The following is a 6,767-nucleotide window of genomic DNA, read 5'->3' as shown; positions in this document are numbered from 1 at the left end:
AGCACCGTGTAGTTGGCGAAGGTCGAGCAGCCCATGTAGTGGTGGATCTTGTCCTTGCCGATCGAAAACCGCGAGGTGCCGTCGGGCATCAGGCCCTGGCCTTGCGTCGAGCGGATGGCGGTGCAGAGGTTCGTCTTGCGCGAAAGGCAGGACGGGCATTCGCGGCATTCCGGCGTGTAGAGCGGGATGACGTGGTCGCCCTTCTTCACCGAGGTGACGCCGGGGCCGACATCGACGACGATGCCGGCGCCCTCATGGCCGAGGATGGCCGGGAACAGGCCCTCCGGATCGGCGCCCGACAGCGTGAAATCATCTGTGTGGCAGATGCCGGTGGCCTTGACCTCGACCAGCACCTCGCCGGCCCGCGGGCCTTCCAGCTGCACGGTCATCACTTCGAGCGGCTTGCCAGCCTGAACGGCAACGGCGGCGCGGACATCCATCGTCTGTCTCCTCATTTTCGATTCCCGAACCTTCTCGCATGGCCCGGCGGACGGCTCAAGTCTTGGCGACCGTCAGTCACTCATCCCGGTGTTTCGGTCATCCGGCTTTGGCGTTGTTCGCGCCAGATGATGAACAGCCCGGAGGCGACGATGATGACGATGCCGAGCCATTTCGACGGCGTCGGGAAGTCGGCAAACAGCAGGTAGCCGAGCACGGTCGCCGAAATGATCTCGAAATACTGGAAGGGCGCCAGCAGCGAGACGGAGGCGAGGCGGAAGGCGCGCACGACGAGCAGGTGGACATAGCCCGACAGCGAGCCGAGGACGACCAGCAGCACGAGCCCGAGCGACGAGGCGGGCAGAGACATCTCGAAATCAGGGATGCCGGCCTGGCCGCCGATGACCAGCTCGACGCCCATCAGCGCCGTGCCGCCGATGCCCGACATCATCTGCATGGTGAGCGGCGAATCGACGTCCCCCAGCGCCCGGTTGAGAAACAGGTAGAGCGTGAACAGGGCGGCGCAGGCGACCGGCAGCAGCGACATCCAGCCAAAAATCTCGAAGCTCGGCTGGATGACGATCATCGCCCCGCCGAAGCCCACCAGGATGGCAAGCCAGCGCCGCCAGCCGACCTTTTCGCCGAGGAACAGCGCCGACATGATGGTCAGCATGAACGGCTCGACGAAGTAGATGGCGAACACGTCGGCGAGCGGCATGTATTTGACGGCGGTGAAGAACATCAGGCTGGCGCTGGCATGCAGCGCGCCGCGCAACAGGTTCATCCACGGCCGGCGCACCGCTTTGAGGCTGCCGACGGTCATGAAGAACAGAGGCGCCAGCACCACCAGCTGGAAGAAGAATCGGTAGAAGGTGACCTGGCCGGGCGACATGGTCTCGAAGGTCGCCATGTATTTGGCGATGGCATCCATCATCGGCAGGACGATCATGCAGCCGGCCATCAGGGCCATGCCCTTGACGGAGCTGTCGGTCGAGGCGGGAACGGCGGTCATGGGGGAGCATCCTGTGGGGCTCCGTTCAACCACGCGACAGGGTGGTTCGGCAAGCCGCACAATTCTTCGCCCGGCGGGACGGTGCGCGACCCTGGGGGCGGGCAGGGACGGATGCGTTTCGCCAGCTGATGCGGGCAACGCGAAAAGGCCGTCAGCCGCGATCGATACTGGTGGCGCCAAAAACCTCCTCGAAGGCCTCGCGCAGGCGCATGTCGACGTCGTGCATCATCACCAGCATGCCGAGATCCTCGAGGCTGGTGACCCCGTAGGCGGAGATGCCGCAGGGCACAATGCCGGAGAAATGCGTGAGATCCGGATCGACGTTGATCGACAGGCCATGAAAACTCACCCAGCGGCGCAGGCGGATGCCGAGCGCTGCGATCTTGTCCTCCGTCACCGTGCCATCGGGCAGCGGCGGCTTTTCCGGCCGCCGGACCCAGACGCCGACCCGGTCCTCACGCCGCTCGCCGCGAACGTTCATCGAGGCGAGGGTGCGGATGATGACCTCTTCGAGCGCCGCCACATAGGCACGCACGTCCTGGCGCCGGCGCTTCAGGTCGAGCATCACATAGGCCACCCGCTGTCCCGGCCCGTGGTAGGTGTACTCGCCGCCGCGCCCTGTGGAAAACACGGGAAAACGATCGGGCTCGATGAGGTCTTTCGAATCGGCGCTGGTGCCCGCCGTATAGAGCGGCGGATGCTCCAGCAGCCAGACCAGTTCGTCGGCGCGCCCGTCGGCGATCGTCGCAACCTCGGCATCCATTACCGCAAGCGCCTCCTCGTACGGGACGGGCGTGTCGGAAATCCGCCAGCGTATCGGGGCGGATCCGTTTGCGGGAAGCATCGAGAGGTTGAGATCGGTGCGGGTCGTCATGTGTCGTACTCTTCGTATCGGTCGCCATCGCGCGCTGTCGTCCGGCGCTCGCGGATGCGGGCTTTGCCTATACAGGAATTCCTGCAGAAATTTTATCTTTCAGAAAACTGTCACGGCACACTTGCGCGGCGGAAATCCCTTTGCTAGATGCTCCCTCGCCGGCGACAAACCGGCCTACCACGATGCGGTCGTGGCGGAATTGGTAGACGCGCAGCGTTGAGGTCGCTGTGGGGCAACCCGTGGAAGTTCGAGTCTTCTCGACCGCACCAAAAGAACCCGGCGCAAGCCGGGTTTTTTGTTTTCCGGCAATGGTTTCCCGGACGAAGCTTAAAAGCAGCATCAGCGACCGCGCAGATCAAAGATCCGACTGCGGGCAGGCAGCCTCGCCAGACGCAGTGCCGGACCGCGAGCTGGCAGATAAGGGCGGTGGACCATCAACCTGTCACCAGGTCCGCCCCACCACCAACACCCACGGAGCCCGTCAATGGGTGGAGACGGCCTCGCCATCGTCGAGGAACGATTCGATCCCGTCACGCTCGGCGGTTGCCAGAAATTCTTCCCATGCCTCCTGGTCGGTCGCAAAGCTATCCTCCCAGGTCGTCACGTCTTCCTGCTGGGAGATCACCTCAAGGCTCCAGCCGTCTTCGGTGCCGGCCGGGCGAAAGATATCCACCAGTACGGTTATTCCATTGTCCTCGAATTCACCGGAGAAGTCTGAGTGCTCGAGCTTTGGCGTCTTGGTCATCGAAGTCTGTCCTTTGGGATCACGGAAGGCCGGCGCCGGCTGTGATCAGATGGTCGGGTCGGTGAGTTGGAGTAGGCGATCATTCCAGATCCGGGATCTCGCCGGCCTGGAACAGCACCACGGGCGGACCGTATTCGCCGATCAGCGGATCGGCCTCGCGGCTCCAGGCGACCACGCCGGCATACTGGTCGGCCATCGTGCGGGCCTCGCGCCTTGCCCGCTCTTCCGTATCCACCTGGCGCGGGTCGAACGCCGGAACAAGTTCGCCGTCGTCGCTCTTCACGAATGCCGCGAGAACGATCAGCTTGGCTTTGGTCGACATGATTTTTCCCCAACTCGTGTACCGCATATATGCTTACCGGGTTTTCACGAGGCAAGGGGCATCGTCCCGGACGAGGTCGATCCGGTCCACTGGTGCGGCGATACGAGGCGTGGAGGCCGGGCGGAAAAAGTCGTTGACGCTCGCCGAAGCTGACCTCCTATCATGACGGAACTCACGTCAGGGATGGAATCATGGTCGAGATCAGGATGAAGACGCGCGCCACCGGCGCGAGCGCCGTACTTGGCGTGCGCGGGCATGCGGCGCTGAAAACGGTGACCGGCGGAACGCTGGAGGTGGTGACCGGCGTCAACGAGCCGGGCTTCAACCCGCTCGACCTCCTGTATTCGTCGCTTGCCGCCTGCCTGGTGCTGAGCGTCAAGGGCGCCGTGATGCAGCTGCAGATGCTGGAACGTTTCGAAGGCTGCTCGGCGGAGGTTGCCGGCGACAAGGCGCATGACGAGCCGTCACGCGTCGAGACGTTGCATGCGGCGATCAGGATCGGTGGTGATTTTTCGGATGTCGAGCGGCAGGCGATCGTGAAGCTCGCCAAGCAATTGTGCACGGTCAGCAACACGCTGGCGCTCGCTCCAAATATGGAGATCAGCGCCAGCCGGCTGTAGGATCGGCGATCAGTCGTCGTCGGGGATGAGGCTGTCGATCCCGAGCAGGGTCAGCTCGTTGACCACGCGCCCGACGCCCGGCATGCGCTTGACGCGCGCGACGATCTTGCGTGCCGTCGCCTCGTCGTCGACCTCGCCCTCGATGGTCACCGTGGTGCCGTCGGCGCGGATGTCGATGGTTTCCATGGCGACGATGTCCAGCGCCTCGATCGCCTCGCTGACCCGCTCCTCGAGATCGTCGCTCTCTTCGACCCCGACGGTTGCCGGCGTTTCCGGATCGTCGACTGGCTCCTCGAGGCCGGTCTCGTCGGCGTTGTCGACCTGGAAACCCTTGTTCCGGTCGCGGTCGAGGTTGGCGTTCGAATCGCCGTAGGCGGCGTTGCCGACCGGCGCCGCGGCGGCGCCGGCGGCATCGGCATACGGCCATCCGTCATCGATGTTGCGCGTGTCGTAGTCGCGATAATCTTCCTCGCGAGAGATGTCCTTGACGTCCTTGTTGACCGGCATGCGGGTGATCTCCTGTCATTGGCTGGTGCCATAACGTGCGGAGGGGCCGTTGGTTCGACGCCATCAGAGAGAAGAATGCTTCTCCCATTTGCGCACCAGGCGATCACGCTTCAGGCGCGACAGCCGCTTCAGCCAGAAGATTCCGTCCAGCTGGTCGATTTCGTGCTGGATGCAGGTGGCGAGGAAGCCGTCCACCTCGGCCTCGTGAGGGTGTCCCGTAATGTCCTGGTAGCGGAAGCGGATGGCCAGCGGCCGTTCCACCTCCTCGGTGAAGCCGGGCATCGATACGCTGCCCTCCGTATGCCGCTGGCGCTCCTGCGAGGCCGACAGGATCTGCGGGTTGATGTGCACGAGGACCGGCGCATCGGCCGACAGCTGGATCACCGAGATGCGGCTCGGCTCGCCGATATGAGCGGCGGTGATGCCGACGCCCGGCGCCGCGCGCATCGTCTGCAGCAGGTCGTCGCAGAGGCTGGCAAGAGCGGCATCAAACGTCTCGACGGGATGGCAGGGCTGCGACAGGCGCGCGTCGGGATAGCGGAGAATGGGACGGATCGTCACGGCTTTGCAGGTTCCACAGGCGGTTTGTCCAGCCCGGTCGCCGAGAGGCTGGACCGGGGCGCCGGATTGGTCTAGCACGGTTGTTGCGGGTGCGCAGCGATCTTCGAGTGCCCGTGCTATCCGATTGTTGAAAATCAGTTTTCTGCGGACGTTTCGGCCTGGAGCCGAAGCGGCGTGGTACGGATGCGGGGAAGGGCGGCATGACGAACATCGAAGACGAGCGCGTCCGCGCCTCAGCCGAGACGAACCATGACGACATCTACGGCGAAGACGGTTCCGTTCGCGCCGATTACCTTGCGCTGGTCGGCGCCGCCATTGCCGATCGCGACCTGCTGTTCCTGCGCGCCAACGTCGCCGACCTGCACGAATCCGAACTCGGCGACCTTCTGGAGTCGATGCAGCCGGATCAGCGCATGGCGCTCGTCCGGCTCCTGGGCAACGAGTTCGACCTGACGGCGCTAACCGAGGTCGACGAGGCGATCCGCCTCGAGATCGTCGACCAGATGCCGAACGAGCAGATTGCCGCGGCCATCGGCGAGCTCGATTCGGACGATGCCGTCTACATTCTCGAAGACCTCGACAAGGAGGACCGTGAGGACATCCTCGCGCAGCTGCCGTTCACCGAGCGGGTGCGCCTGCGCCGGGCGCTGGACTATCCGGAAAGCTCCTCCGGCCGCCGCATGCAGACCGAGTTCGTCGCCGTGCCGCCGTTCTGGACGGTCGGCCAGACGATCGACTACATGCGCGACGAGGACGATCTGCCGGAAAGCTTTACCCAGATTTTCGTCATCGACCCGACCTTCAAGCTGCTCGGCGTTGTCGATCTCGACCGGATTCTGCGCACCAAGCGGCAGACGAAGATCGAAGCGATCATGCGCGAGACGAACTATCCGATCCCGGCCGACATGGACCAGGAAGAGGCAGCGCAGCTGTTCGAGCAGTACGATCTGATCTCGGCCGCCGTCGTCGACGAGAACGGCCGGCTGGTCGGCGTGCTGACCATCGACGATGTCGTCGACGTCATCCAGGAGGAGGCGGAAGAAGACATCATGCGCCTCGGCGGCGTCGGTGACGAAGAATTGTCCGATACGGCGATCGACATCTCGCGGTCGCGCGTGCCGTGGCTTCTCGTCAACCTGCTGACGGCGTTTCTCGCCGCCTCGGTCATTTCGCTGTTCGAGGCGACGATCGAGCAGATCGTCGCGCTCGCGGTGCTGATGCCGATCGTCGCCGGCATGGGTGGCAATGCGGGCTCGCAGACCATGACCGTCACCGTGCGGGCGCTCGCCACCCGCAATCTCGACATTCACAACGCCTGGCGCGTGGTGCGCCGCGAGGCCGGCGTCGGCCTGCTCAACGGCATGATCTTCGGCATCCTGATCGGTATCGCAGCCGGCGTCTGGTTTCAGGATTACAACATTGGCGGCATCATTGCCGCAGCGATGCTGATCAACATGATGGCCGCAGCGCTGGCCGGCATCATGATCCCGCTGCTGCTGGACAAGATTGGCGCCGATCCGGCGGTCGCCTCGGCGGTCTTCGTCACCACCGTCACCGACATCATCGGCTTCTTCTCGTTCCTCGGACTGGCGACCTGGTGGTTTTCCATCAGTTGAGGGCAGCTCGCCGTCTCGCCCCAGCTATCCCGCCATTGCTGCCCAAAATTGACTTGCACGTAAAAGTCAAAT

At 64.0% G+C, this 6,767-nt stretch carries 9 protein-coding genes and 1 tRNA gene; 3 read left to right on the top strand and 7 right to left on the bottom strand.

Annotation, left to right across the window (positions count from 1 at the left end):
* The 3 genes from ACR65N_RS12840 to lipB all read right to left on the bottom strand — a co-directional run.
* Nucleotides 1–440, bottom strand: a 440-nt coding sequence (locus ACR65N_RS12840; protein WP_440457307.1) for an alcohol dehydrogenase catalytic domain-containing protein, incomplete at its 3' end; no start/stop codon positions are given.
* A gap of 80 nt (nt 441–520) precedes the next feature.
* Nucleotides 521–1,450 (bottom strand): DMT family transporter, encoded by a 930-nt coding sequence (locus tag ACR65N_RS12835; protein ID WP_440457306.1) that lies wholly within the window; start codon nt 1,448–1,450, stop codon nt 521–523.
* Nucleotides 1,451–1,601: 151 nt separating this feature from the next.
* On the bottom strand, nt 1,602–2,324 hold the full coding sequence (gene lipB / locus ACR65N_RS12830; protein ID WP_440457305.1) for a lipoyl(octanoyl) transferase LipB: 723 nt from the start codon (nt 2,322–2,324) through the stop codon (nt 1,602–1,604).
* Between the two features lie 184 nt (nt 2,325–2,508).
* Here lipB and ACR65N_RS12825 point away from each other — a divergent pair.
* Nucleotides 2,509–2,593 (top strand) — tRNA-Leu (locus ACR65N_RS12825).
* A gap of 212 nt (nt 2,594–2,805) precedes the next feature.
* Here ACR65N_RS12825 and ACR65N_RS12820 read toward each other — a convergent pair.
* Nucleotides 2,806–3,069, bottom strand: coding sequence for a hypothetical protein (locus ACR65N_RS12820; RefSeq protein ID WP_440457304.1), 264 nt, complete (start codon nt 3,067–3,069; stop codon nt 2,806–2,808).
* 79 nt (nt 3,070–3,148) lie between these two features.
* Nucleotides 3,149–3,391: a hypothetical protein gene (locus tag ACR65N_RS12815; protein ID WP_430303547.1), complete on the bottom strand. Its 243-nt coding sequence runs from the start codon at nt 3,389–3,391 to the stop codon at nt 3,149–3,151.
* 191 nt (nt 3,392–3,582) lie between these two features.
* On the opposite strand from ACR65N_RS12815, the gene ACR65N_RS12810 reads away from it, so the two are divergent.
* Entirely contained in the window at nt 3,583–4,011 is a 429-nt protein-coding gene (locus tag ACR65N_RS12810) for an OsmC family protein (protein WP_440457303.1), read from the top strand.
* A gap of 9 nt (nt 4,012–4,020) precedes the next feature.
* Here ACR65N_RS12810 and ACR65N_RS12805 read toward each other — a convergent pair whose 3' ends face one another.
* Together ACR65N_RS12805 and ACR65N_RS12800 are read right to left on the bottom strand one after the other, a co-directional pair.
* Nucleotides 4,021–4,518 (bottom strand): BON domain-containing protein, encoded by a 498-nt coding sequence (locus tag ACR65N_RS12805; RefSeq protein WP_430303549.1) that lies wholly within the window; start codon nt 4,516–4,518, stop codon nt 4,021–4,023.
* A gap of 63 nt (nt 4,519–4,581) precedes the next feature.
* Entirely contained in the window at nt 4,582–5,079 is a 498-nt protein-coding gene (locus ACR65N_RS12800; protein WP_440457302.1) for a peptide deformylase, read from the bottom strand.
* Nucleotides 5,080–5,279: 200 nt separating this feature from the next.
* Here ACR65N_RS12800 and mgtE point away from each other — a divergent pair, with 200 nt between their 5' ends.
* Nucleotides 5,280–6,695, top strand: a complete 1,416-nt coding sequence (mgtE, locus tag ACR65N_RS12795; protein ID WP_430303551.1) for a magnesium transporter — start codon at nt 5,280–5,282, stop codon at nt 6,693–6,695.
* Nucleotides 6,696–6,767: the final 72 nt, after the last annotated feature.

It is taken from the genome of Rhizobium sp. SAFR-030 (assembly GCF_059415005.1).
The sequence above is the reverse complement of the archived record's forward strand: the minus strand, read 5'-3'. Positions and strand labels throughout refer to the sequence as shown.

Bases quoted from the DNA above. Each gene is read 5' to 3' on its own strand.
- ACR65N_RS12835 (WP_440457306.1), bottom strand. From the start codon at position 1,450: ATGACCGCCGTTCCCGCCTCGACCGACAGCTCCGTCAAGGGCATGGCC.
- lipB (WP_440457305.1), bottom strand. From the start codon at position 2,324: ATGACGACCCGCACCGATCTCAACCTCTCGATGCTTCCCGCAAACGGA.
- ACR65N_RS12820 (WP_440457304.1), bottom strand. From the start codon at position 3,069: ATGACCAAGACGCCAAAGCTCGAGCACTCAGACTTCTCCGGTGAATTC.
- ACR65N_RS12815 (WP_430303547.1), bottom strand. From the start codon at position 3,391: ATGTCGACCAAAGCCAAGCTGATCGTTCTCGCGGCATTCGTGAAGAGC.
- ACR65N_RS12810 (WP_440457303.1), top strand. From the start codon at position 3,583: ATGGTCGAGATCAGGATGAAGACGCGCGCCACCGGCGCGAGCGCCGTA.
- ACR65N_RS12805 (WP_430303549.1), bottom strand. From the start codon at position 4,518: ATGCCGGTCAACAAGGACGTCAAGGACATCTCTCGCGAGGAAGATTAT.
- mgtE (WP_430303551.1), top strand. From the start codon at position 5,280: ATGACGAACATCGAAGACGAGCGCGTCCGCGCCTCAGCCGAGACGAAC.